This window comes from Ferribacterium limneticum, assembly GCF_020510625.1.
GTDB lineage: Bacteria > Pseudomonadota > Gammaproteobacteria > Burkholderiales > Rhodocyclaceae > Azonexus > Azonexus limneticus_A.
Window position 1 is genome coordinate 2446361 of sequence record NZ_CP075191.1, and the last position, 23849, is coordinate 2470209.

21 protein-coding genes are annotated in these 23849 nt (G+C 59.6%); 4 read left to right on the top strand and 17 right to left on the bottom strand.

Annotation, left to right across the window (positions count from 1 at the left end):
- Window positions 1-2 precede the first annotated feature (2 nt).
- From bamA to rfbD, 10 genes are all read right to left on the bottom strand, one after another.
- Window positions 3-2288 carry an outer membrane protein assembly factor BamA gene (gene bamA, locus KI617_RS11670; protein ID WP_226446429.1) on the bottom strand — a complete coding sequence of 762 codons (2286 nt, stop codon included), beginning with the start codon at window positions 2286-2288 and terminating at the stop codon, window positions 3-5.
- 3 nt (window positions 2289-2291) lie between these two features.
- Complete coding sequence (gene rseP / locus KI617_RS11675) at window positions 2292-3659, bottom strand: RIP metalloprotease RseP (RefSeq protein WP_226446430.1); 1368 nt, start codon at window positions 3657-3659, stop codon at window positions 2292-2294.
- Window positions 3656-4852 (bottom strand): 1-deoxy-D-xylulose-5-phosphate reductoisomerase, encoded by a 1197-nt coding sequence (gene ispC / locus KI617_RS11680; RefSeq protein ID WP_226446436.1) that lies wholly within the window; start codon window positions 4850-4852, stop codon window positions 3656-3658. The genes rseP and ispC overlap by 4 nt, the downstream gene beginning before the upstream one ends.
- Complete coding sequence (locus tag KI617_RS11685; RefSeq protein WP_226446437.1) at window positions 4849-5679, bottom strand: phosphatidate cytidylyltransferase; 831 nt, start codon at window positions 5677-5679, stop codon at window positions 4849-4851. Before KI617_RS11685 ends, ispC begins: the two co-directional genes overlap by 4 nt.
- Window positions 5672-6433: a polyprenyl diphosphate synthase gene (gene uppS, locus KI617_RS11690; RefSeq protein ID WP_226446439.1), complete on the bottom strand. Its 762-nt coding sequence runs from the start codon at window positions 6431-6433 to the stop codon at window positions 5672-5674. Before uppS ends, KI617_RS11685 begins: the two co-directional genes overlap by 8 nt.
- Window positions 6434-6460: 27 nt before the next feature.
- On the bottom strand, window positions 6461-7018 hold the full coding sequence (gene frr / locus KI617_RS11695; protein WP_226446441.1) for a ribosome recycling factor: 558 nt from the start codon (window positions 7016-7018) through the stop codon (window positions 6461-6463).
- Window positions 7019-7030: 12 nt separating this feature from the next.
- On the bottom strand, window positions 7031-7747 hold the full coding sequence (pyrH, locus tag KI617_RS11700) for a UMP kinase (RefSeq protein WP_226446442.1): 717 nt from the start codon (window positions 7745-7747) through the stop codon (window positions 7031-7033).
- Between the two features lie 15 nt (window positions 7748-7762).
- On the bottom strand, window positions 7763-8662 hold the full coding sequence (gene tsf / locus KI617_RS11705) for a translation elongation factor Ts (RefSeq protein WP_011287494.1): 900 nt from the start codon (window positions 8660-8662) through the stop codon (window positions 7763-7765).
- Between the two features lie 56 nt (window positions 8663-8718).
- The gene (gene rpsB / locus KI617_RS11710; RefSeq protein ID WP_226446444.1) at window positions 8719-9465 is read right to left on the bottom strand and encodes a 30S ribosomal protein S2; all 747 of its coding nucleotides are present in this window, start codon (window positions 9463-9465) and stop codon (window positions 8719-8721) included.
- Window positions 9466-9668: 203 nt separating this feature from the next.
- Window positions 9669-10580 (bottom strand): dTDP-4-dehydrorhamnose reductase, encoded by a 912-nt coding sequence (gene rfbD / locus KI617_RS11715; protein ID WP_226446445.1) that lies wholly within the window; start codon window positions 10578-10580, stop codon window positions 9669-9671.
- A gap of 114 nt (window positions 10581-10694) precedes the next feature.
- Here rfbD and map point away from each other — a divergent pair, with 114 nt between their 5' ends.
- The 4 genes from map to KI617_RS11735 all read left to right on the top strand — a co-directional run bounded on the left by map (window position 10695) and on the right by KI617_RS11735 (window position 15345).
- Complete coding sequence (map, locus tag KI617_RS11720; RefSeq protein ID WP_226446446.1) at window positions 10695-11495, top strand: type I methionyl aminopeptidase; 801 nt, start codon at window positions 10695-10697, stop codon at window positions 11493-11495.
- Window positions 11495-14053 (top strand): [protein-PII] uridylyltransferase, encoded by a 2559-nt coding sequence (locus KI617_RS11725; RefSeq protein WP_226446448.1) that lies wholly within the window; start codon window positions 11495-11497, stop codon window positions 14051-14053. The genes map and KI617_RS11725 overlap by 1 nt, the downstream gene beginning before the upstream one ends.
- A gap of 106 nt (window positions 14054-14159) precedes the next feature.
- Complete coding sequence (locus KI617_RS11730; RefSeq protein WP_226446450.1) at window positions 14160-14726, top strand: exosortase/archaeosortase family protein; 567 nt, start codon at window positions 14160-14162, stop codon at window positions 14724-14726.
- Complete coding sequence (locus KI617_RS11735) at window positions 14689-15345, top strand: hypothetical protein (protein WP_226446452.1); 657 nt, start codon at window positions 14689-14691, stop codon at window positions 15343-15345. The genes KI617_RS11730 and KI617_RS11735 overlap by 38 nt, the downstream gene beginning before the upstream one ends.
- Here the strand turns inward: KI617_RS11735 and KI617_RS11740 are convergent.
- From KI617_RS11740 to KI617_RS11770, 7 genes are all read right to left on the bottom strand, one after another.
- On the bottom strand, window positions 15329-17569 hold the full coding sequence (locus KI617_RS11740; protein WP_226446454.1) for a S8 family serine peptidase: 2241 nt from the start codon (window positions 17567-17569) through the stop codon (window positions 15329-15331). The genes KI617_RS11735 and KI617_RS11740 overlap by 17 nt on opposite strands.
- A gap of 83 nt (window positions 17570-17652) precedes the next feature.
- A complete protein-coding gene (locus KI617_RS11745) occupies window positions 17653-18423 on the bottom strand; it encodes an S-methyl-5'-thioinosine phosphorylase (RefSeq protein WP_226446456.1) in 771 nt (256 codons plus the stop codon).
- Between the two features lies 1 nt (window position 18424).
- A complete protein-coding gene (locus KI617_RS11750) occupies window positions 18425-19123 on the bottom strand; it encodes a class I SAM-dependent methyltransferase (protein WP_226446458.1) in 699 nt (232 codons plus the stop codon).
- The gene (locus KI617_RS11755; protein WP_226446459.1) at window positions 19120-19668 is read right to left on the bottom strand and encodes a hypoxanthine-guanine phosphoribosyltransferase; all 549 of its coding nucleotides are present in this window, start codon (window positions 19666-19668) and stop codon (window positions 19120-19122) included. The genes KI617_RS11750 and KI617_RS11755 overlap by 4 nt, the downstream gene beginning before the upstream one ends.
- Window positions 19669-20538 (bottom strand): UTP--glucose-1-phosphate uridylyltransferase GalU, encoded by an 870-nt coding sequence (galU, locus tag KI617_RS11760; RefSeq protein ID WP_226446461.1) that lies wholly within the window; start codon window positions 20536-20538, stop codon window positions 19669-19671.
- Window positions 20535-22589 carry an NAD-dependent DNA ligase LigA gene (gene ligA, locus KI617_RS11765; protein WP_226446463.1) on the bottom strand — a complete coding sequence of 685 codons (2055 nt, stop codon included), beginning with the start codon at window positions 22587-22589 and terminating at the stop codon, window positions 20535-20537. The genes galU and ligA overlap by 4 nt, the downstream gene beginning before the upstream one ends.
- Complete coding sequence (locus KI617_RS11770; protein WP_226446465.1) at window positions 22589-23830, bottom strand: cell division protein ZipA C-terminal FtsZ-binding domain-containing protein; 1242 nt, start codon at window positions 23828-23830, stop codon at window positions 22589-22591. The genes ligA and KI617_RS11770 overlap by 1 nt, the downstream gene beginning before the upstream one ends.
- Window positions 23831-23849: the final 19 nt, after the last annotated feature.

Sequence of the window (23849 nt, forward strand, 5' to 3'; positions counted from 1 at the left end):
AATTAAAACGTGGTGCCCAACTGGAACTGGAACACTTCGGACTTATCGCTTTCTTTCTTGTTCAAAGGCCGACCAAAACTGAACTTTAGCGGCCCGATTGGTGAAATCCAGGCTGCAGAAAGACCTGATGAATAGCGCAGATCAGCCATATCCAACTTTTCATCGCTGCCAAAGACTTGGCCCACATCAAAGAACCAACCCATACGGAAGGACTTATCCATTCCCGGCAGACTCCACAGCAACTCGGCATTACCAATCACGCGGCGATTTCCACCCAGGCGATACTGCGTATTCGTGGAAGGATCTGTATAGACCGGCCCCAAGGACGAGGCCTTATAGCCGCGTACAGAGGTTACACCACCGGCATAGTAATTCTTGAAGAACGGAAGCCCGGAAGTACCATAACCATTGGCCATCCCGTATTCACCGTTCAGCATCAAGGTAAATTTCGAGTTCAGCGGTACAAAATGCTGAAGTTGGTAGCTGGCCCGATAATAGGTCAAATCGCCACCAGGCAAAGCGACTTCCAAAGAAGCTTTCTGGAATGTTCCCTTGGTCGGAAAGAAATAACTGTCTTTTCCATCGCTGGCCCAACTCAGGGTAAGCGGAACCGAAATGTTGGTCTCGCCAAACTTATTTACAAAATCCTTGTAGTAAGACGGCGTTTCTGTGTAGGTGGTAATGCTGGTTGAATCAAGCCCCAGGCCAAGACCGATGGACTCTTTTTCCCCAATCGGGAAACCAAAGCGGATACCGCCACCGGTCGATGATGACGAATAATAAGCAAGCGTCGTTGACGTCGTATTGACGGTCCGGTGATAGACGTCAAAGCCCTGACTCACCCCATCCTGCGTGAAGTATGGGTTGGTATAGGAGAATACGTAGGTTCTGTACGTCTTGGCAGAATTGACCTGGATGGCGACGTTGTTGCCGCTACCCATGAAATTGTTTTGCGCGATGGAACCCGAGAGGATGACCTTGTCGGTGCTGGAGGTACCCACGCCCAGCATCAGGTTGCCGGTCGGTTTTTCGGTAACGTTGACGTTGACATCCAACTGATCGGAAGTTCCGGCGACGGCAGGGGTTTCAACCGCCACTTCCGAGAAGAAACCCAGCTTATCAACTCGCTGCTTGGATGCGGTGACTTTGTCGGCATCGTACCAGCCGCCTTCCATCTGACGCATTTCGCGACGAACCACTTCATCCCGAGTTTTGGTATTGCCGGTGATATTCAGGCGGCGAACATAGACTCGCTTGCCCGGGTCGACAAAGATCGTGAAAGCGACATGGCGCTTTTCCTTATCGATTTCCGGTGCAGCGTTAACGTTGGCAAAGGCATAACCTTCCTTGCCGAGGCGATCGCTGATCGCCTTGGTCGTCGCGTTCAGCTTGTCCCGCGAAAATACATCACCGGGCTTGATCGTGACGAGTTTTTTCAACTCATCTTCAGACATCGAAAAATCACCGGCCATCTTGACCGAGGAGACCTGGTAGCGATCCCCTTCGTTGATGTTGGCAGTGATATAAACGTCCTGCTTGTCAGGAGAAATGGAAACCTGCGTCGATTCGACTGCAAATTCCAGATAGCCCTGATTCATGTAAAAAGACTTCAGTTTTTCAAGATCAGCCGACAATTTCTGCCGGGAATACTGGTCATTTTTCGTATACCAGGTAATCAAACTCGGGGTCGTCAATTCGAACTGGGCGAGCAAATCCTTCTCCCTGAAGGACTTGGCACCGACAATATTGATCTGCTTGATTTTGGCAGCAGATCCCTCTTCGATATTGAAATTGACTCCAACGCGGTTACGCTCAAGCGGCGTGACTGTCGTGGTGATATTGGCAGCGTATTTGCCACGCGTCAGATATTGGCGCTTGAGTTCCTGCTCGGCCTTTTCCAGCAAGGCGCGATCGAAAATACGACCTTCGGCGATCCCTGTTTCCTTGAGCGCCTTGATGATGACATCCTTGTCGAACTCCTTGAGACCGACAAAATTAATCGTCGCAACAGCCGGGCGCTCCTGGACGACAACGACCATCACATCTTTTTCGACCTCAATCCGGACATCTTTGAAGAATCCGGTCGCAAACAGTGCCTTGATCGATTGCGCAGCCTTTTCGTCGGTCAAAGTCTCACCGACCTTGACGGGCAGATACCCGAAAACCGTACCCGCTTCGGTGCGCTGAATACCCTCAACCCGAATGTCCTTGACTGCAAAAGGTTCGAATGCCAAGGCAGGCGTGGCAAACATGCCGGCAATCAGAATGGACAACAGGGATTTTTTCATCGTTCAGCCGTTAAACAGGCGGGTCAGGTCATTAAAAAAGGCGAAAGCCATCAAGGAGATGAGAATAGACATACCAATCTGCTGTCCAATCTCCATGGCCCGCTCTGAAAGCGGCCTGCGCCTGACGACTTCAATCATATGATACAACAAATGCCCACCGTCCAGCACCGGGATGGGCAGCAGATTCAGGACACCTAGACTGATACTGACCAGCGCCATGAACTTGAGGTAATAGTCCAGCCCGAGTCGGGCTGACTGCCCGGCATAGTCGGCAATCGTTACCGGCCCTGACAGATTTTTCCACGACACCTCGCCAGTGAGCATCTTGCCCATCATAACCAGGCTGAACGCCGACTTATCCCAAGTCTCGACCAGTGCCCGACGGCCAGCCTCGAAAAACCCGTAACTGACAAAGGATCGTACCTCCCGTCTGGAATCGGGATTTTCAGCAACAGCCACCCCGATTTTGCCGACGTTACGTCCCCGCTCGGAAGCCGCTTCCGGAATTACATCGACAGACACATTGCCACTGACACGTTCAAGATCAAGCCTGAGCGAGCGCCCAGCTGAATCCCGCACCTTCGCAACAAATTCCATCCACCGCGCGACCGGCTGGCCATCGATCGCCAGCACCCGGTCTCCCGATTGCAAACCCGCCTTGGCACCCGGACCACCAGCCACAACCTTACCGATCACCGGCGGCATATCTGGGCGATAAAAACGGATACCCAGCCTTTCCAGCGCATCGCCTTCCCAGCCCTGCTCTCCGGCAGCGGCAAGATAGAGGCGATGCGAAGCAATTTCACGCCGCTCGTTGACCACCTCCAGTTCGACACTTTCCCGATCGACTGCCTTCTGTAGCAACAACCAGCGCAGGTCGTTCCAGGTTGCGACCGGCTCCCCATCAACGTGGCGAACCTGCTCACCGTTCTTGATAGTAGCCATCGCTGCCGGAGAACCATCCGGCGGCGTCCCGAGCAACGGCAGCAATTCCTCGCTGCCATGCATGAAGATCGCCCAATAGAGAAGTATCGCCAAAGCAAAATTGGCCAAGGGTCCCGCCGCAACGATAATGCTGCGCTTCCCGACCCCTTGCCGATTGAAGGCGCGATGAGCCTCACTGGCCGCCACGTCGCCCTCGCGTTCATCAAGCATCTTGACATAGCCACCCAGCGGAAAAACGCTCAACGCCCACTCTGTGCGATCTTCACCCAGTTCTTTTTTACACAGGATGCGACCAAAGCCCACAGAAAAACGCAAAACCTTGACACCGCACCAGCGCGCCGCCAGATAGTGGCCCAGTTCATGGACAACAATCAGGACGCCGAGGACCACCGCAAAAGCAGCGAGATAAAACGGCAGATCGTTCACGCGAAACGCTGTTCCCGGATCAATTGGCTGGCCAGATGGCGAGCTTCGGCATCGGCAGCCAGAACATCGGCCAGGCTCCCCTCGGGACCGGTCGGCATCGCCTGCAAAACAGCTTCGTTAAGCACGGGAATTCCAAGGAACGGCAGTCGACCGCCAAGGAAGGCGGCGACTGCGATTTCGTTGGCTGCATTGAGAATGGCCGGCGCCGTACCGCCCTCGTGCAAAACATCGTAAGCCAGTTGCAGACAGCGGAAACGCTCGAAGTCAGGTGCAGAAAAATCGAGGCGGGCAATCTTGAAGAGGTCGAGTGGCTCGACACCTGCGGCAATTCGCTCAGGCCAGGCCATCGCATAGGCAATCGGGGTCCGCATATCGGGATTGCCCAACTGAGCCAGCACCGAACCATCTGCATACTGCACCGCCGAATGTATCACGCTCTGCGGATGCACGACGACCTGAATCATTTCGGGCGGCGCAGCGAAAAGCCAGTGTGCCTCGATGACCTCCAGCCCCTTGTTCATCATCGTTGCCGAGTCGACTGAAATCTTGCGCCCCATGACCCAGTTTGGGTGGGCGCAGGCCTGCTCCGGCGTGACATTGGCCAGATCGGCCAGCGGCGAGTTACGGAAAGGTCCACCTGAGGCCGTCAGCAATATCTTTTGTACACCACAAGACCCAAGCCCGCGCGCAAAATCAGCTGGCAGCGACTGGAAAATGGCGTTGTGTTCACTGTCGACCGGTAGCAAGGTCGCGCCATGCTCACGCACCGCATGCATGAACAACTCACCGGCCATGACCAGAACTTCCTTGTTAGCCAGCATGACCTTCTTGCCCGCCCGCGCTGCGGCCAGGGTCGGTTCGAGACCGGCCGCACCAACGATGGCAGCCATCACCGCATCAACCTCGGGCAACGACGACAATTCAATCAGGGCCTCGACGCCATGCCGGACCTCTGTCTCCAGCCCGGCGGAGCGACAGCGCTCAGCCAGCTTTTCGGCCAAAGGGGCATCGCGCAACACGGCAAAGCGCGGGTGGAATTCAACGCACTGCTCAAACAACTTGTCGACCTGGGAATGCGCACAAAGGGCAAAAGCGCGATAGCGATCAGGATGACGGCGAATCACATCCAGCGTACTGACGCCGATCGATCCGGTAGCGCCCAGGACAGTGATATTTTGCAACGTCAAACTCACCGATAAGCCAACAGCAACCAGACCAGCGCTACCACCGGCAAAGTCGAGGTCAGACTGTCAATGCGATCAAGCACGCCACCATGCCCCGGCAGGATATTGCTGCTGTCCTTGATGCCCGCCTTGCGTTTGAGCAAGGACTCGTAAAGATCGCCGATGATGCTGATCGCGGTCACGCCAACCAAGGCAGCAATCCACATAGCCCAGGGCATCGTGTCCAATCCGAACACCAAGCGAACAACGGTGCCATAAATAACGACGCCGACACAGGCGCCAATCGCACCTTCGCGAGTTTTTCCGGGGCTGATTGACGGGGCCAGCTTGTGCTTGCCGAACGCCTTGCCGGAGAAATAGGCAGCAATGTCGGCCATCCAGACCACGGCCAAAATGCCAAGCAGGGCGCCAGCACCCAGCCCACGCAACTGCACCATCGCCAGCCAGGTCGGCAGCAACACAACAGCACCAACCAGCACGCCGCCAAACCCCTGAAGCGACCACTTGTTCTTCAGCCAGAATGGCATCACCAGACACCAGAAGACCGCTGAAATACCATAGGCAAGAAGTGCCCAAGGATTGGCCGGAGCAAAAATCTCACCTGCACCAATCACGTTCGGATCAACGGCAGAGAGCGAAGCGCAGAGCAATGCGGTCGACACACCAAGAATCACGCGAGAAATTGCCAACCAACCGAGCAACGCCCCCCACTCCCAGGCAGCGATCCCGATGAAGCCGGCAACCAGCAGCGCCCAAGTCGCCTGCGACGAATAGAACAGGCTGGGCAGCAGCAAAGCTATCAGAACGAGCGCCGTGATGACGCGCGTTTTAAGCATCGGTTTTTTCCACCAATTGCTCACTGGTCCGGCCAAAACGACGCTCGCGCTGTTGGAACGAGGCAATCGCCTTGTCAAATTCTGTTGTATTGAAATCGGGCCACAGCGTCGGCGTGAAATAGAGCTCGGTATAGGCCAACTGCCAAAGGAGGAAATTGCTGATCCGCTCTTCGCCGCCAGTGCGAATGAACAAATCAGGCTCTGGCGCAAAGCTCATAGAGAGATGCGGTTCGAGATCGGACTCCTGCCAGCCCTCGCGCTTTTCCGGCTGCGCGGCAAGCATCCGATTGGCGGCCTGCATGATGTCCCAACGCCCACCATAGTTGGCTGCGATGGTCAGATCGAGACGGGTATTACCGGCTGTCTTGGCCTCGGCCTGCCGGATCAGTTCCTGCAAACGAGGTTCGAAGCGGTCAAGATCGCCGATCACACGCAGACGGACACCATTCCGGTCAAGCTTCTCGACTTCCTGCTCGAGCGCTTTGACAAAAAGTTGCATCAGCAAGGTGACCTCTTCCTGAGGCCGGCGCCAATTCTCGGAAGAAAAGGCAAAAAGAGTCAGATACTGAACGCCACGCTCAAGGCAAGCACGGACCATCTCGCGGACTAGCTCGACCCCTTTGACATGACCAGCCACGCGCGGCAAAAAGCGCTTTTTTGCCCAGCGACCGTTGCCATCCATGATGACGGCGACGTGCTTGGGCACAGCCGCCGATTCCGGAACCTGTCGCGTTGAACTTGAAAAGAAGGCCATTTAGCCGGCAATCCTGGCGGAACCGGCTTAAACCTGCATCAGCTCAGCCTCTTTCGTGGCGAGCATCTTGTCGACTTCTACGATATAGCGATCAGTCAGCTTCTGGACATCGTCCTGAGCCTTGCGCTCGTCATCTTCCGGGATTTCACCCTTCTTCAGCGCATCCTTCAGGTGGGAAATGGCATCTCGACGCAGATTGCGGATCGCCACCTTGACACCCTCGCCTTCGGTCTTGACGATCTTGATCATTTCCTTGCGGCGCTCTTCGGTCAATGCCGGCATCGGCACACGAATCAGATCGCCCTGCGAAGCCGGGTTCAGGCCCATATCGCAATCACGAATCGCCTTCTCAACTTTTTGCAACATGCCCTTTTCCCATGGCTGCACGCCGATAGTGCGTGCATCGACCAAGGTCACGTTGGCGACCTGATTCACCGGCACCATGGAACCGTAGTAATCAACCTGGACGTGATCCAGCAAGCCGGTATGCGCACGGCCAGTACGGACCTTCTGGAGATCAAGTCGCAGCGCTTCTAACGACTTCTGCATCTTTGCTTCAGCAGTTTTTTTAAGTTCAGGAATCATTTTTTGTCTCCTTCAGCAATAGACCAGCGTACCTTCATCTTCACCACAAACCACGCGCTTCAGCGCGCCCGCCTTGAAGATCGAAAATACGTTGATCGGCAATTTCTGGTCGCGGCAAAGCGCGAAGGCAGTCGCATCCATGACCGCCAGACTCTTGGAGATCGCTTCATTGAAGCTGATCTTGTCATAACGCGTCGCCAAAGGATCCTTCTTGGGGTCGGCCGAGTAGATGCCGTCGACCTTGGTCGCCTTCAGCACGATTTCCGCGCCAATTTCCGAACCGCGCAATGCTGCAGCAGTATCGGTCGTGAAGAATGGATTGCCGGTACCGGCGCCGAAGATGACGATCTTGCCTTCTTCGAGATAGCGGATAGCTTTGCCGCGAATGTACGGCTCGACTACCTGCTCGATATTCAGCGCCGACTGCACGCGGGCGTTCAGGCCGCATTGACGGAAGGCATCGGACAGCGCCATGGCGTTCATCACCGTGGCCAGCATGCCCATGTAATCTGCAGTGGCTCTATCCATCCCGGTGGCCGTACCGGCCATGCCACGGAAGATATTGCCACCGCCGATCACGACGCCGATCTCCACACCCATGTCGGCGACCGCCTTGATCTCTCCGCAAATGCCCGCGATGGTTTGCGGATTGATGCCATAGGCGTCGCTCCCCATCAGGGCCTCGCCGGAGAGTTTCAGGAGGATGCGCTTGTATTTGGGCGTAGACATCGGCATTCCTTTCAATTACTTCTTGGCAGCAGCTGCGGCAGCTTGGGCAGCGACTTCGGCAGCGAAGTCATCAACCTTCTTCTCGATGCCTTCACCGACCATGTACAGCGTGAAGCCGGCGACGGAAGCGCCCTTTTCCTTCAGCAACTGCTCAATGGTCTGCTTGCCATCAGCGGCCTTGACGAAGACCTGACCCAACAGGGTCACGTCCTTCAGGTACTTCTGGACGGTGCCTTCGGCAATCTTCTCGAGCATCGCTTCCGGCTTGCCGGCTTCGCGGGCCTTTTCGATAGCGACACGACGCTCAGTTTCCAGCAGTTCAGCCGGGACACCAGTGGAATCCAGCGACTTCGGCTTGGAAGCGGCGATATGCATGGCCAGATCCTTGCCCAGTTGCTCGTCACCGCCAACCAGATCGACCACGACGCCAACCTTGGCACCACCGTGGATGTAAGAAACCAGCTTGCCCTTGGCTTCGAAACGAACGAAGCGACGGATGGTCATGTTTTCGCCGATCTTGCCGACTAGTGCGGAACGGGTCGATTCGACCGTGCCTTCGCCCATCGGCAGCGCGGACAGCGCAGCAACGTCGGCCGGGTTCTGGTTAGCCACCAGTGCGGCACAGCCATTGGACAGGGCGATGAATTCGTCGTTCTTGGCAACGAAGTCGGTTTCGCTGTTGACTTCGATGATCGAGCCAAGCTTGCCATCAGCAGAGATGCTGACCGCGACGATGCCTTCGGCTGCGATACGGACTGCAGCCTTGGAGGCTTTGTTGCCCAGCTTGACGCGAAGAATTTCTTCAGCCTTGGCCATGTCGCCATCGGCTTCGGTCAGGGCCTTCTTGCATTCCATCATGGGCGCGTCGGTCTTGCCGCGCAGTTCTGCCACCATGCCTGCGGTAATTGCCGCCATATTTTTTCTCCTGAGCTTTTAAAACAGGCGGAGCTTAAAGCTCCGCCGTTACAACTTTACTGAGCAGCTTCCTGGACTTCGACGAACTCGTCGTCGCCGCCGGCGGCCACGATATCCTGAACAACCTGGCTGCGGCCTTCGAGGATCGCATCAGCCACGCCACGGGCGTACAGCTGGATGGCGCGGGAAGAGTCGTCGTTACCCGGGATGACGAAAGCAACGCCTTCCGGAGAGTGGTTGGTATCAACCACGCCGATCACCGGAATGCCCAGCTTTTCAGCTTCGGTGATGGCAATCTTGTGGTAGCCGACGTCGATGACGAAGATGGCATCCGGCAAGCCGCCCATATCCTTGATGCCGCCGATGGACTTCTGCAGCTTTTCCAGTTCGCGACGGAAGGTCAGCGCTTCCTTCTTCGGCATCTTTTCCAGCTCACCGGCTTCAACGGCAACTTCCATGTCCTTCAGACGCTTGATGGAGGTCTTGACGGTCTTGAAGTTGGTCAGCATGCCACCCAGCCAACGCTGATCAACAAACGGAGCACCGGCGCGCAGCGCTTCTTCACCGATGATTTCGCGAGCCTGGCGCTTGGTACCGACGAACAGGATGGTGCCGCGACCGGAAGCCAGCTTCTTCACGAAAGCCATGGCTTCGTTGTACTTGGCCAGGGTCTTTTCGAGGTTGACGATGTGAATCTTGTTGCGGGCACCGAAGATGTACGGGGCCATCTTGGGGGACCAGAAACGGGTCTGGTGACCGAAGTGGACACCAGCCTCCAGCATTTCGCGCATGGTAACGGACATAGCAATATTCCTATTAAGGGTTGAACCTCCACCCGCCGGAAACGCCCGTCATTATTGAGTTTTGACGGACACCCTTAATCGGCGGATGTGTGGATTTTGGTCGCCTGCACCACGCAGGCAACCGTTTTTTCCAGCCATGATGACCGAGAAAAACCCAACGATTATAGCAGCACACGGGACAACTAAAAAGCCCAAATGGCGGTTCAGTAGCCGTTCTGCTTCAAGGCCAGCAATTGCAGCATCCGTTCAAGGTAAGGCTGCCAGTCCGGCATCTGCAAACCAAAGTCGTTCTCCAGTCGGCTGCAGTCGAGTCGTGAATTGGCCGGACGGCGCGCCGGCGTCGGATATTCCGCCGTGGATATCGCCTGTATCGCCTCGGGCTTCAGGCGCAGATCAAAGCCGGGCGCCTGTCCGGCCAGCCCGACGATCGTCCGGGCAAACTCGCACCAACTGACCGGCCGGGCAGCCGCCAGGTGATACAGACGGTTTTCGCCCGGCTCAAGCAGTTTCCCCTGATGCAGCATGGCCAGCACAACGCCGGTCACCGTCGCGATCAGGGCGGCCGGGGTCGGTGAGCCGATCTGGTCGGCAACGACATTCAGACTTTCCTTTTCCCTAGCCAGACGCAGGATGGTCTTGACGAAGTTGCCGCCGCGCGCGCCGAATACCCAGCTGGTTCGAAAAATCAGCGACTTGCCGCCAGCGGCGCGAATCGCCTCTTCGCCAGCCAGCTTCGTCCGGCCATAGACACTCTGTGGCGCTGTCGGATCGGTTTCCAGATAGGGAGAAGTCTTGGTGCCGTCATAGACGTAGTCCGTCGAGTAATGGACCAGCAAGGCATCGAGCGACCTCGCTTCCTCAGCCAAAATACCGGGCGCTTCGGCATTGATGCGTTGCGCCAGTTCAATTTCGGATTCCGCCTTGTCGACTGCCGTGTAAGCCGTGGCATTGACGATGACGGAAGGGCGAACTTCGCGCACCACGGAACGAATCTGCTCGGGATCGGACAAATCGCACTGCGCCCGACCACAAGCCACGACCTCACCATGCGGCGCCAAAGAGCGCTGCAACTGCCAGCCGACCTGACCATCCTTACCGAGCAGAAGAATCTTCATCGCAATACGAGCAAGTTGAAAACCTGTGCAGTATGCCATTTCCGCCGCGCCCTGCTTTGCGAAACAAGCCCCATCATTTATCCTTCTCCATCCCCAACGCACCATAGAAAAACCATGAGCATCACCATCAAGACCCCGGAAGAAATCGAAAAAATGCGAGTTGCCGGGCGTCTCGCCGGAGAGGTTCTCGACTACATCGAACCCTTCGTCAAACCCGGCATCACAACCGACGAACTGGACAAGCTTTGCCATGACCTGATGGTCAATGTCCAAGGTTGCATCCCCGCCCCGCTCAACTACGCCCCTTCCGGTTACGATCCTTACCCGAAATCGATCTGCACTTCGGTCAACCAGCAGGTCTGTCACGGCGTTCCGGGCGAGCGCGTGCTGAAGAGCGGCGATATCATCAATCTCGATATCACGACCATCAAGGACGAATATCACGGCGACACCAGCCGGATGTTTATTGTTGGCGAAGGCTCGATCCAAGCCAAGCGCCTGTGCGAAATCACCTTCGAATGCATGTGGCTGGGCATCTCGGTCGTCAAGCCAGGCGCGTTCCTCGGCGACATCGGCGCCGTCATCCAGAAATACGCCGAAAAGAGTGGCTATTCGGTCGTTCGCGAGTTCTGCGGTCACGGCATCGGCAAGAAATTCCACGAAGATCCGCAGGTGCTGCATTACGGCAAGCCGGCCACCGGCCCGAAACTGGAGCCGGGCATGATCTTCACCATCGAACCAATGATCAACGCCGGCAAGGCAGCAATCCGTGAAATGGCCGATGGCTGGACCATCGTGACCAAGGACCGCAGCCTGTCCGCGCAGTGGGAACATACGGTGTTGGTGACCGAGACCGGCTACGAGGTGCTGACCCTCTCGGCCGGATGCCGCCCCAAGCCTGACTGGATCGGCTGATGGCCTGCGACGTTGCCGCCCTGCGGGCCGAAGTCAAGGCCAACCAAAACCAGCTGCGACTGAATTACGAACAAAGCAACGATGCCCCGGCCTTGCTCAGGGAACGTTGCCAGCATGTCGATGCCGTCCTCGAAAAACTCTGGCAGTCGCTGGACTTTCCGGCCTCCCTGGCTCTGGCGGCGGTCGGCGGCTACGGGCGCGGCGAACTTTATCCGGCATCCGACATTGACCTGCTCATCCTGTTGCCGCAGGAAGCCAGTGCCACCCTGCAGGAAAAGCTCGAAAGGCTGGTGGGGCATTTCTGGGATATTGGCCTGGAAATCGGCCATAGCGTGCGGACTGTCCAGGAATGCCTGAATGAAGCGGCCAGCGACATCACCGTACAGACCGCGCTACTTGAAGCACGCCTGCTGACCGGCAACGCCAAGCTGTTTGCCACTTTCCAGAAACGGCTGCGCGGCAATCTCGATCCGCTGCTCTTCTGCGAAGCGAAGCGCCTGGAACAACAGGAACGTTACCTGCGCTTCAACGAGACCCCGTATAGCCTGGAGCCGAACTGCAAGGAGTCGCCCGGCGGACTGCGCGACATCCAGGTCATTTTCTGGATTGCCAAGGCGGCCGGCTACGGATCGACCTGGGCTGAGTTGCAGCAAGGCGGGATTGTCACCGAGGAAGAAATGCTTCGGGCCGAGCGATGCGAGGAATACTTGCGCCACCTGCGCATCCGCCTTCATTTCATGCTGGGTCGGCGTGAGGATCGCCTGCTTTTTGATTACCAGGGCAACCTGGCCGCCAACTACGGTTTCGTTTCGAATGAGGCCAAGCGCGCCTCGGAACAATTGATGCAGGTCTATTACCGGAATGCCAAGACGGTGACCGTGCTCAATACCATCCTGCTGCAAAACATGGGGGCTGCCCTTACCCCGGAGAGCGAGCAAACGCCGCAGCAGCTCGACGAAAATTTCCAGATGGTCGGCAACCTGCTCGACATCCGCGACGAAAACCTGTTCGAACGCCAACCCGCGGCCATCCTGGACAGTTTCCTGGTCATGCAGGAAAGCCATGAACTGTTCGGCATGACGGCTCGTACCCTGCGCGCCCTGTGGCGCGCCCGGGAGCAGATCACACCGGAATTCCGCGCCGCCCCGGAAAACCGTGCCGCCTTCCTGAAGCTGTTGCAAGGCGAGCGTGGTGTCGTCCATGAATTCCGGCGCATGAATCAACTCGACATCCTCGGCACCTATCTGCCGAATTTCGGGCGCATCGTCGGCCAGATGCAGCACGACCTGTTCCACGTCTACACCGTGGATCAGCACATCCTGCAGGTCATGCGCAACATCCGCCGCTTCACGATGAGCGAATTCGCTCACGAATACCCGCTGTGCTCACGGATCATGAGCGAGCTTGAGCAGCCTTGGCTGCTCTATATCGCCGCCCTCTTCCACGATATCGCCAAAGGGCGCGGCGGTGACCACTCCGAACTCGGCACGGTCGACACCCGCGAGTTCTGCATCGATCACGGCTTGAACGAAGAGGACACCGAGCTGGTGGTCTGGCTGGTCAAAAATCACCTGGTCATGTCGCAGGTCGCCCAGAAGGAAGACCTCAGCGACCCCGAAGTGATCGCCAGATTCATTCGGCTGATCGGCGACACCCGCCACCTGCAGGCGCTCTACCTGCTGACCCATGCCGACATTCGCGGCACCAGCCCGAAGGTCTGGAACCACTGGAAGGGCAAGCTGCTGGCCGACCTTTACTACCAGGCAAGCCACCACATCAATCAGGGTGAGGCACCGGCAGCGCATGGGATCATTGCCGAACGCCAGGCTGAAGCAATGCGCCTGCTGCGTTTCTTCGCGCTCTCGGCCACCGTGCATGAACGCCTGTGGAAGCAGCTCGACACCGTCTATTTCCTGCGCCACTCGGCCGAAGAAATCGCCTGGCACACGCGCTCCCTGCATTACCGGATCTACAACAACCAGCCGGTCGTCCGGGCCCGTCCGTATCAGGAAGGCGAAGGCCTGCAGATCATGGTTTACACCCAGGATCAACCCGATCTCTTCGCCCGCATCGTGGGCTTCTTCGCCCGTGCCGGCTACAGCATCGTCGATGCCAAGATTCACACCACGGCCCATGGCTACGCCCTGGACAGCTTCGTTGTGCTGGATGTCGAAGACCGCGACAACGATCGCGAAATGGTGGCCTATATCGAGCATGAACTGGAGCAGCGCCTGTTGCACCAGATGCCGCCAGACGTACCGTCGTCGGGCAGATTGTCGAGACAGGTCAAGCATTTCCCGATCAAGCCGGAAGTCAGCATCCGTGGCGACGAAAAGGGTACGCACTTCATCCTGTCGCTGGTCGCCGCCGACCGCCCGGGTCTGCTCTACACGGTGGCCAACACGCTCACCGAGCATGGCGCCTATCTGCATACGGCCAAGATCACCACGCTCGGCGAACGGGCGGAAGACGTCTTCCTGATCAGCGGCGGTGACTTGCGGGATACCCACAACCGCATCCGTCTGGAAACGGAATTGATGGAGCGGCTGAAGGTTTAAGGGATTTCACGGGCGCCGGGAAAGCGGTGCCCGGTGAAACCAGGCCGGTCACCAGTTTGTCACGCACTTCATGCAGCATGCATGGATATCCACTTCCGCGACAGCCATGCTCCTGCGCTCACCCACTGGCACCGCCTACCTGCCCGACGGGGGCGTCGACCAGCCCGAATCCCGCCAGCCACGCCCGGCCGCCGGCTCGCTGATTCTTTTTCTGGCGGTTTTCGCACTGCTGCAGTGGGGATGGCAGTCGGCCCGTGGCACCTGGGTCGAGCGCCTGGTTATTGATCAGGCCACTGTCGTTCCGGCCGCCATGCTGGTCCGCACATTGACGCCGGAAATTGCCGCCCGAGCGAACGGATCGAGCATCAAGGCATCGGGTGGCGGCCTCAACATCCTCAACGGCTGCGAAGGCACCGAAGTGATGTTTCTGCTGATTGCCGCCTTCATCGCCACCCGCATGCCCTGGCGCAGCAGATTACTGGCACTCGGCGCCGGCCTTGGCTGGGTCTTTCTGCTCAATCAGGCCCGTATCCTGACGCTCTTTTACACCTTCCGCGCTGACCGCAGCTGGTTCGACATCCTGCACACGGCCGTCCTGCCTGCCCTGCTTGTGGCGCTGACTGCCGGCTATTTCTATGTCATCCTCCACGCCCTCCGCCGCCGAGTGGCCTGAACCTGCCGCCGCCATTGGCGGGCTGCTCGCCGGATTTGCCCTGTCGATCGCCCTGGCCGCGCTTGGCGGACGGCATCTGGTCGAATTCCTGCTACCGCTGGTCCAAACACTGATCGTCTGGCTTGACGACCGTTTTGTCATTCTTTTCCTCGGTATCGACCACACCAGCCAGGACACGGTGATCCGCCTGAAGGTCAATCTGCTTCGCATGGCGGTCGTCGGCACGCAGGTGGTCCAACCGCACCCCAAGGGCTGGCTGGAAGTCACCACAACGGTGGGCGCCATGCTCCAACCCTTGACCATCGGCCTTGGCCTGGCCCTCGCCTGGCCGGGTGGAATCAGCCGGCGACTCGGGCGCGCCGCCCTGGCCAGTGCCGGCGGCCTGCTCTTCATGCTGATCGACATCCCGCTCACCCTGCATGCCTATGTATGGGACATGTTTCTCGCCGCCTACGATCCCGACCATTTCTCGCCGTTGATGGCTGCACACCGCTTCCTCCACGGCGGCGGCCGACTGGGCATCGGGGTCGCACTCGGCGCCATGGCGATACTGGCGCTCAGTCAGGACCGACGGGCATCTCTGGACACTGAAGCCAAGCAGCTTAGCGCCGGCTCGTAACGACGCCGCGCCACAGCGCGACCGCCATCAACAGCAGGCTCCAGGCGGGCAAAGGAACGTCGCCATTGTCACTGCTTGGCGCTGCGACAATGACCGCCGAACCGCTGGCGCTGTCGTTGCTCGCCACCAGATCGCCCCAAGCCCCGTCGACACTGGCCGAAAGCGTCAGATTTCCGGACGCCGCCGCCAGCACGACCACCTGTCGGGTCAGCGCTTGAGCCACGGCCATGTTGCCAAGTTCGCAGGCCACTGCGCCAATCGCCACCGTGCAACCGCTGCTGGCCGAACGAATCGTCGCATCGGCCGGTAGCGCGATGTTGAGCAGTACCGATTCCGCCAGGTAAGGGCCGTTATTGGTGACCGTCGCCGTGTAGGTGACATCGCTCCCCGCCTCCGCCGGATCGGGTGTTGCCACCAAAGTGACGGCCAAGTCTGCCACCGGCTCGACCAAACTCCAGTTCAGCGAGACGGCGCCGGTAGCCCCGGCATTGCCGGCGACAGCCAGGAAATAGGTGGTTCCCGCCGCAGCACGAAAGCTGATCTTGCTGCTCGTCAGCGAGCCCGATTCGTTGTTGTTGGCCGCGACAGACGCCAGTGCACCAACCGTGCTGCCGGTGTAGGCAGCCAGCACCGTGTCGAATCCGCTGCCGCTGGTAGTGAATGTCGCATCCCCGCCGGCCGGCGCTGTCCACTTCCACCATACGGAGCGATTGGGTGAGGCGCCTGCATGTGCCGGTTCGCCGCTTTCGGCGGTCGACAGCACGGAGCTGCCAAGAATGGAGCCACTGCGACCAGCGATCACCGTCGCCGAGGAGAAGGCATCGTTGGCCGGCAGTTGCAATGCTGCAGCCAGATTGATCCGCGGAAAGCTCAGGCCATTCCGGCCATCGGTGACCGCAACGCCGAAACTGCTCAAGCGAGTCAAAGAGGCCTCGGCGCTCTCGGTCGGGCGTGCACCGCGCAGAACCGCATAGGCCCCGGCGGCATGCGGTGCGGCAAAGGAGGTGCCGCCGCCCGACGAGCCGATGACGGAGATCAGCGCCCCCGGCGCCAGTAGCCCGAGCTGGCTGGAACTATTGGAAAAACAGGCAACCCGGTCGGCTGCGGTCGTGCTGTCGGTGCAGGACGTCCAGGTCAGGCCGCCAACATTGGCATCGTAGACGGCCCCCACGGCAACCGCCCCTGTGGTACAAGCCGGCATCGAAATTCCATCGGTGTACCCATCGTTGCCACTGGCAACAAAACTGACGATACCTGCCGTGCGCGCCGCCTGGATTGCCACCCGAAACGGATTTCCGTTATCGCACGCACTGGTGAATTTGGTCGTGCCACCCAGGCTCATGTTGATCGTGGTGATGTTGTGGGTAACGCGATTAGCGATCACCCAGTTGATGGCTTCGACGACATCGACACTGGAAGCACTGTCGCCGTCGAAAACGTCCAGCGCAATGATCTTCGCCGCCGGCGCCGTCGACGAAGCGATGCCGGCCACCATTGAACCATGCCCATTGTCATCCCGCCCTCCGTCATCCGTCGCGGTATCCAGGGCGACTGCCACCTTGCAGCCAGCGGGAACACCTGGCGCCGTACAACTGCCGAAGAGAGCGTTGGTGTAATCGACGCCGGTATCGAGCACCGCAATGGCTGTGCCGCTCCCCTGCTGCGCGACGGCACTGGCGGTCGGTTGGCCGATCAGCGGCAGACTCTGGCTCAGGATGGGATAGAGCGGAATGTCTTCAAATATCTCGAGCACTTCGCTGCGGGCAGCCAGACGCTCCAGGGCCGCGACATCGCGTACGCGCACTGCCAGCATCGGCAGTTGATCGTAGGTCTTAAGGCGTTCGAGATTCTTGCCGACGACGGCTGTCAGCATCTGCTCCTTGATGGCGCGACGTAGCGCCGGTCTGGTGATCGCCGCCCTGCGTCCGGTTTCCGGCAACAGCGCGACATCCTCGGCAAGGTGAATCAGCAAATTGATCGTTTCGCCTCGCTCGACCTGGGTGCGAGCCTTGGGCGGGATGCGCCCATCGGCGGTTTCGGCCAGCACCTGGCCAGCCCCGAGCAGGGTCAGGGTCAGGAATGCGCAGCAATGAATTCGCCGAATGGTGGCAAAACAGGCGTATCTGGCGAGCACCGGAAGCATGCACCGGGCTCCAACCAGGATTTCCGCTGCCGCCGCCAACTGGCCGGAAGGCGAGCCCTCGCAGGATGTTCGATCAGTCATTGCGCCGGCCATCCGGAGGTTGTTAGAACCTCCAGATTAGCCACGGCGCATTACGTCATCGTGTCTGCACAACGACCAACGGACTAGACCGAAATCCCCATCGGCAGGCAATTGTCCGGGCTGCCAACAAGTTTCTCGACGACGGACTTGACCCGCCCCATCGCCTCCTGCAGCACATGCTCCAGGCTTTCGAAATGGATGCCATTGACGCTGCTGCCGCGGCCGGCCGCATGATTGGCCACGACATTGATCGCCGCATAGGGCAAGCCCAGTTCGCGGGCCAGGATGGCCTCGGGCATGCCGGTCATGCCGACCACATCCGCTCCGTCGCGCTCCAGCCGGTTGATCTCGGCCGCCGTTTCGAGGCGAGGGCCTTGCGTTGCGGCATAAACCGCATCGACCTTGATATCGATGCTCAACTGTTGGCCGGCACCGAGAATGCGGCGGCGCAATTCGGCGTCGTAAGGCTCGGTGAAATCGACATGGGTGACCGGCGTGCCAACACCGTCGAAGAAGGTCGATTTGCGCCCCCAGGTGTAGTCGATGATCTGGTCCGGCAAAACGATGTCGCCCGGCTGCAGGTCGGCGCGGATGCTGCCGACCGAGGCCACCGAGATGACGCCGCTGACTTTGTGGTGGTGCAGCGCCCACATGTTGGCCCGGTAATTGACCATGTGCGGCGGGATGGTGTGGCCGTAGCCGTGGCGCGGCAGGAAGACCGCCGGCTGGCCACAGATCTGCCCGAAAACCAGGGCTCCTGAAGCTTCGCCGTAAGGGGTACGCACAACTTCCCGGTGCGATACGTCGAGGTTGGACAGCGTGGTCAGACCGCTGCCGCCAATGATTGCCAGCATGCTAATTCTTCCTTTCAGCCAGCAGTGATGCCAGCGTCGGCACCGCGCCTTTCAGCGACGGGTGCGTTTTCATCCGGGCCATCTCGGCCGTGTTTTCTTCCAATTTGCGGTAGAGCGCATTGCGCCGCTCGCCGGCAAATGGCAACTCAGCCAGTGTCTTGCCATTGTGGTAACCAACCAGCGTATCCCTGCCAATATCCTTGGCCTGCCAGGGAATGACGGTGCGATCAACGAAATGCAGAAACTGCACGGTCGGCAAGCTGGCGGCCAGTTCGGCCACGACACGGTGGATCTTTTCGCGATAGGCGATGACCGCTTTGCCGGCATCGCTTGGCGTCGCACCAGTGACTTCTGCCGGGGCGCCCATCAGCCAGCAGACGACTGTGTCCGGCGCAAAGGCGTCGATCACTGCCCGCTGCTCGTCGGTCAGCTTGGAAATATCGGCCAGCAACAGGGTGACATCATTGCCCGCGACACGCGGCCGGGTCGTTTCCAGACACTCAGCCAGCGAGTCGATGGAGAGCACCGCCAGGCTACGGCCGGCCAGGGCCTGCGTCGCAAAGCCAACGCCGCAGCCGATTTCCAGCACACGTTTGCCGGGGACCAGCGACGCCATCCACTCATAGTCGCCACGCCGGACATAGGCTTGCCCTTCGGCTTCCCAGTACCCGATGAACTCAGCGACAGTCGCACCGCTCACACATCATCCTTCATGGCGTAGATGGCCGGCAGATTACGCCAGACACCACCGGCATCCATGCCAAAGCCGAAGACGAAACGGTCCGGTACGGTCAAGCCGACAAAATCAGCGGCAATCGGTTTCTCCTTGCCGTTCAGCTTGTCGGCGAAAACGGCCGTCAGCACCTCTTCGGCGCCCATGCGGCGCAGGCTTTCCTTGACGGCAGCCAGCGTCACCCCTTCGTCAAGGATGTCATCGACGACCAGCACCGAGCGCCCCTTGACCGAAGTCCATGGCGCGGAGCGCCAGGAAATCTTGCCACCCTGCGTTTCCGGGCCGTAGCGCGTAGCGTGCAGGTAGTCGAAGTCGAGCGGGAAATCGAGCTGGGTGAGCAGTTGACCGCAGAACACCACGCCACCGGTCATCACGCACAGGACCAGCGGATACTTGTCGGCCAGCCGCTCACGAATGGCGGCAGCCACTTCGGTCACCGCCCCCTGAACAACCGCTTCGCTGTGGATCAGTTCGGCGTTGGCCAGCATGGCCTGGGCTTTTTTCAAGTCCATTCAGGCTCCCAGCGTTTTCAGGTAGGCGTCGAAATCCGCGCCGACTTCCGGGTGACGCTGGCCAAATACCACCGTCGCCTGCAGGTAGCCGAGCTTGGAGCCGCAATCGTAACGCGTACCCTCGTAGCGGTAAGCCAGCACCTGCTCTTCGCTGAGCAGCGAAGCGATGCCATCGGTCAGCTGGATTTCGCCACCGGCACCCGGCTTGACGTTTTCCAGGTGATGGAAGATGCGCGGCGTCAGGATGTAGCGACCGACCACAGCCAGCGTCGACGGCGCGTCCTCGGGCTTCGGCTTCTCGACGATGGCATTGATCTGCTCCACACGATCGGCCACCGCACGGGCATCGACGATGCCGTAGCTGCGCGTGTCGGCACGCGGCACGTCCTGCACGCCGAGCACCGAGCAGCGGTAGTAGTCGTAGGTATCGGTCATCTGCTTCATGACGGCCGGCTTGCCATCGAGCAGGTCGTCGGCCAGGATAACCGCGAAAGGCTCGTCACCGATCACCGGCTTGGCACACAGCACGGCGTGGCCGAGACCCAGCGCTTCGGCCTGACGGATGTAGATGCAGTTGATGTTCTTCGGAATCATGTTGCGAACGAACTCAAGCATCTGGTGCTTGCCGCGCGCCTCCAGTTCGCTCTCCAGCTCATAGGCCTTGTCGAAATGATCCTCGATCGAACGCTTGGAACGACCAGTCACGAAAACCATGTCGGTGATGCCGGCGGCGACAGCTTCCTCAACGGCAAACTGGATCAGCGGCTTGTCGACGATGGGCAGCATTTCCTTGGGGCTGGCCTTGGTGGCGGGCAGGAAACGCGTCCCCATGCCGGCGACGGGAAACACCGCTTTGCGAACTTTCTTCATTCTTCGACTCCCTTTTCGAGCAATTTCAACAATTCAGCCTCATCGATCACCGACACACCCAGTTCCTGCGCTTTTTCAAGCTTGGAACCGGCTTCCTCGCCGGCGACCACGTAATCCGTTTTCTTCGATACCGAGCCAGCGACCTTGCCGCCCGCCGCCTCGATCATCGCCTTGGCGTCGTCACGTTTCAGCGTCGGCAAGGTACCGGTCAGAACCAGCGTCTTGCCGGCCAGCAACTTTGGCCCCGAATCGGCGGGCTGCCCTTCGCTCCATTGCAAGCCGGCCGCCAGCAAGCGGGCAATGATTTCACGGTTATGTGACTCGTTGAAGAAAGCGACGATGCTGGCCGCAACCACCGGGCCGACATCCGGCACCTGCTGCAAGGCTATCGCCTCGGCCCCCATAATGCCTTCCAGTTGCCCGAAATGCCGGGCCAGGTCGCGGGCCGTCGCCTCGCCGACATTGCGGATACCGAGCGCAAATATGAATCTGGCCAGTGTCGTCTGCCGGCTCTGGGCAATGGCGGCGACCAGATTCCGGGCCGACTTTTCACCCATGCGTTCCAGTCCGGCCAGCGTCTCGACGCTCAGGCCATAGAGATCGGCCGGCGAATGAACCAGCCCGGCATCGACCAGCTGATCGACCAGCTTGTCGCCCAGGCCTTCGATATCCATCGCCCGCCGCGCCGCAAAGTGCCACAGCGCCTGCTTGCGTTGGGCCGGGCAATAGAGGCCGCCGGTACAGCGGGCAATCGCCTCGTCTTCGCCGCGCGTTACGGCTGAGCCACATTCCGGGCAGGTTTTGGGCAACTCGAACGGCGGGTGTAGCGGCTCGCCGCCAAACAGGTCGCGGGTCGGCCGCTTCTCGGGAACGATGGCGACGACCTCGGGAATCACATCACCGGCGCGACGAACGATCACTGTATCGCCCACCCGGACATCCTTGCGTCGCACCTCGTCCTCGTTGTGCAAGGTTGCATTGGTCACCGTCACGCCACCGACGAAAACCGGCTTCAGGCGGGCAACCGGCGTGATCGCCCCGGTGCGGCCAACCTGGACGTCGATGCCGAGCACTTCGGTCAGCGCTTCTTCGGCCGGAAATTTGTGGGCGATGGCAAAGCGCGGCGCCCGCGAGACAAAGCCCAGCCGGTCCTGCCAGTCGAGACGATTGACCTTGTAGACGACGCCGTCGATGTCGTAGGGCAGCGCCGGACGTTTTTCGCCAATCTCCGCGAAATAGCCAAGCAAGCCGCGCGAACCGGTAACGACACCGCGCTCGACGGCCACCGGAAAACCCCAGCCAGCCAGTCGATCCATCAATTCACCATGCGTCCTGACGGCCAGTTCATTGCTACCCGCCCCGACGCCGTAGGCAAAGAAGGACAGCGGTCGCCCGGCCGTTATTTTCGAGTCGAGCTGACGCAGGCTACCAGCCGCCGCGTTGCGCGGATTGGCGAACTCCTTGTCACCACGTTCGCGCTGCCGGGCATTCAGCTCGGCGAAATCGGCCTTGAACATCAGCACCTCGCCGCGAACTTCGATCAGCGCCGGCCAGCCCTCGCCCCTCAAGCGCAGCGGAATGCAGCGCAGGGTGCGCAAATTGGGCGTCACGTCCTCGCCGGTCACACCATCGCCGCGCGTCGCGCCGCAGGTGAAGAGACCGTTTTCATAAGTCAGGCTGATGGCCAATCCGTCGAATTTCGGCTCCACGGCGTAGTCGATCGCGGCGATCGTTTCCAGACCGTCACGGACACGCTTGTCGAAGGCCTCGACCTCTTCCGGTGCAAAGGCATTGTTCAGCGACAGCATCGGCACGCCATGCAGGCGGGGCGGGAATTCCTTGAGCGCCGCAGCACCAACGCGCTGAGTCGGCGAATCGGCGGTCAGCAATTCGGGATATTCAGCCTCCAGCCCCTGCAGTTCGCGGAACAGCCTGTCGTACTCGGCGTCGGGGATGGTAGGCGCATCGAGTCCGTAATAGGCATGGTTATGCCTGTCCAGTTCGGCGCGCAGCCAGGCGGCGCGCTCGACTGTCACTGCCGGAACCGCCATCAGGAAAAGAGCCGCAGGGCCTGGGGCGAACCGGCGGGCAGGCCGAAGCTGGCCATTGTCGCCTGCGGCTTGCCGATGAATTCGCGGCGAATGTGGTCGAGTTGCGACTCGCTCAGGGGCTGGCGATTGTCATCGACCAGCGCGCCTTGCAGCGTATCGGCAAAGCGCTTGGCGATCTCGCTCATCTGCATGAAGACGCGCTCGCCGTGATCAACCCGCGGCACGTCGAGCAGGAAGGTCAAACCGTGTGTCGTTACCGTGCGCAGGGCATCGGCCGAGAATGGCGTGCTTTCGTAGTTCTGCAGACTGAACTGGGCTCGGCCGTTATCGTCGTAACGGGTAAACAGGCCATCGACACCCAGCGCCATGCCCGCTGCTTCAGCCAGGGCGCGTATCTTTGTCCCGGAGAAGGCGCTGGCCCGACTGACCAGATTCAGGCCGATTTCGAGGTCGACTGCGGCACAGAAACTGTCGATTTCCGCTGCCTGATCAAGCACGCGAGACGACGGCATGTCGGCCACGGCCATCAATTCGTCAGCCAGGGCCTGCATGGCATTGGTGAAGATGGTGACATCGCCTTCGGAAACCGGTCCCAGACGATTGACCAGTTGCAGGCCAACACGCAGGCGACGCAGGTTCAGGTCGCAGTCCGGCGCCAGGCGTTGCCATTCGCGGGTCCGCTCGTTGAAGCCGACCCAATGCACCGGCTTGTTCAAGCGATGCAAGATGGAACGTTGCGAATGCAGTATCTGGATGGCCGATACCGGTTCGACCAGTTCCATGGCGACAATGAATTCCAGCCGCGGGTCGAGTAGTTCGGCCGGCACTTCGCCAGCCGCCACTTCCGGCATTTCCTCGTCGGCAACCGGGGCAACCGGCAGAGTCTCGACAGGGGGAAGTGGCGTATCAACAAAGACCGGCATTTCCGGCGTTGCAACAGGCGTACTGGCTGGCTGCATGTCATCCGAAGGCAAGGTCGGATGCAGGTCAACGAAGACAGGTTCAACGCGCTCCTCAACCGACGGTGCTGCCTCGATACGGATTTCCGGTTCGTTGCGCTCGATCTCGGCTGGCGAAGGCGAAGCTTTCGGCCCATCGCCCAGCAACACGTCTTCGTGATGCGGTTTCATGACCGCCTGGGCCAGCTTGCGCTGACGATATTCCTGCCACTTGTTGTAGCCAAGGACGCCGACCACCGCCGTCGCGCCCAGGCCAATCAATCCCATCTGGAGTTCGGTCATCTCAATCTCTTTCCCGGGC

Excerpts from the sequence above, each read along its gene's own strand:
- bamA (WP_226446429.1), bottom strand. The coding sequence starts at position 2,288 with ATGAAAAAATCCCTGTTGTCCATTCTGATTGCCGGCATGTTTGCCACG.
- KI617_RS11685 (WP_226446437.1), bottom strand. The coding sequence starts at position 5,679 with ATGCTTAAAACGCGCGTCATCACGGCGCTCGTTCTGATAGCTTTGCTG.
- uppS (WP_226446439.1), bottom strand. The coding sequence starts at position 6,433 with ATGGCCTTCTTTTCAAGTTCAACGCGACAGGTTCCGGAATCGGCGGCT.
- frr (WP_226446441.1), bottom strand. The coding sequence starts at position 7,018 with ATGATTCCTGAACTTAAAAAAACTGCTGAAGCAAAGATGCAGAAGTCG.
- pyrH (WP_226446442.1), bottom strand. The coding sequence starts at position 7,747 with ATGTCTACGCCCAAATACAAGCGCATCCTCCTGAAACTCTCCGGCGAG.
- tsf (WP_011287494.1), bottom strand. The coding sequence starts at position 8,662 with ATGGCGGCAATTACCGCAGGCATGGTGGCAGAACTGCGCGGCAAGACC.
- rpsB (WP_226446444.1), bottom strand. The coding sequence starts at position 9,465 with ATGTCCGTTACCATGCGCGAAATGCTGGAGGCTGGTGTCCACTTCGGT.
- rfbD (WP_226446445.1), bottom strand. The coding sequence starts at position 10,580 with ATGAAGATTCTTCTGCTCGGTAAGGATGGTCAGGTCGGCTGGCAGTTG.
- map (WP_226446446.1), top strand. The coding sequence starts at position 10,695 with ATGAGCATCACCATCAAGACCCCGGAAGAAATCGAAAAAATGCGAGTT.
- KI617_RS11725 (WP_226446448.1), top strand. The coding sequence starts at position 11,495 with ATGGCCTGCGACGTTGCCGCCCTGCGGGCCGAAGTCAAGGCCAACCAA.
- KI617_RS11730 (WP_226446450.1), top strand. The coding sequence starts at position 14,160 with ATGCTCCTGCGCTCACCCACTGGCACCGCCTACCTGCCCGACGGGGGC.
- KI617_RS11735 (WP_226446452.1), top strand. The coding sequence starts at position 14,689 with ATGTCATCCTCCACGCCCTCCGCCGCCGAGTGGCCTGAACCTGCCGCC.
- KI617_RS11740 (WP_226446454.1), bottom strand. The coding sequence starts at position 17,569 with ATGACTGATCGAACATCCTGCGAGGGCTCGCCTTCCGGCCAGTTGGCG.
- KI617_RS11745 (WP_226446456.1), bottom strand. The coding sequence starts at position 18,423 with ATGCTGGCAATCATTGGCGGCAGCGGTCTGACCACGCTGTCCAACCTC.
- KI617_RS11755 (WP_226446459.1), bottom strand. The coding sequence starts at position 19,668 with ATGGACTTGAAAAAAGCCCAGGCCATGCTGGCCAACGCCGAACTGATC.
- galU (WP_226446461.1), bottom strand. The coding sequence starts at position 20,538 with ATGAAGAAAGTTCGCAAAGCGGTGTTTCCCGTCGCCGGCATGGGGACG.
- ligA (WP_226446463.1), bottom strand. The coding sequence starts at position 22,589 with ATGGCGGTTCCGGCAGTGACAGTCGAGCGCGCCGCCTGGCTGCGCGCC.
- KI617_RS11770 (WP_226446465.1), bottom strand. The coding sequence starts at position 23,830 with ATGACCGAACTCCAGATGGGATTGATTGGCCTGGGCGCGACGGCGGTG.